Annotated in this window: 1 protein-coding gene; it reads right to left on the minus strand. The window is 42.5% G+C overall.

The window, feature by feature from the left end:
• Nucleotides 1-94 precede the first annotated feature (94 nt).
• Nucleotides 95-511: a YtxH domain-containing protein gene (locus ACFQ2O_RS22075; protein ID WP_377533154.1), complete on the minus strand. Its 417-nt coding sequence runs from the start codon at nucleotides 509-511 to the stop codon at nucleotides 95-97.
• Nucleotides 512-669 lie beyond the last annotated feature (158 nt).

Consider the following 669-nt stretch of genomic DNA (forward strand, 5'->3'; position numbering starts at 1 on the left):
AACGACAAACATAGCATTAAGTTATATATATACTAATGAATTCTACTATACTGCCTGCCTATAGGCTTGGAAAGCAAACAGCAGGCACTATCCCTTACTTTAGGTCAGAAATCATGCGTACAATCTCATCTCTGGTCTTACCCAACTTGGTTTGCAGGCGTTCCAGCAAATCAGACTCGCCACCTTCTTTGTAGTCAAGGTCTTCATCAGTTAAGTCATCGTAGTTGCGGCGCAACTGCGATTTAACATCGCTCCAGGAGCCGTGCATTACTAAATCAAACTCGTCGTCGCTACTGTTATCATCTTTAGCATACTTAGATTTCAGGGTTGCAGTCCAACGCTTTATGCTGCCATTTACATCATCGCTTGCCTTGTTAAGCTGGCGCATAAGTTCATCTCTTGAGTCACGGCCATTCTTTGGGGCAAGCAGTAAAGCTGCTGCTACGCCTGCACCTATGCCTGCCAGGGTTGCCAGTAAAATCTTGTTACTGTCCTTGTCCACGTTTTGCATCATCGTAGGGTTTATTTCGGGTTTATGTTTATCAATTGTATAAGAGAAACTAATAGCGCCTGCTCTCTTTAATTTATATAAATTTGCGCTTCAAGATACATACGGCGGCTACTCTTACAAGTTAGCATCTTGCCCTATATATATTCGTATAACAAGTC

This window comes from Pontibacter rugosus (assembly GCF_042678745.1).
In the GTDB taxonomy this organism is placed as follows: Bacteria; Bacteroidota; Bacteroidia; order Cytophagales; family Hymenobacteraceae; genus Pontibacter; species Pontibacter rugosus.

Coding starts and splice junctions, on each gene's coding strand:
- ACFQ2O_RS22075 (WP_377533154.1), bottom strand. CDS start 511: ATGCAAAACGTGGACAAGGACAGTAACAAGATTTTACTGGCAACCCTG.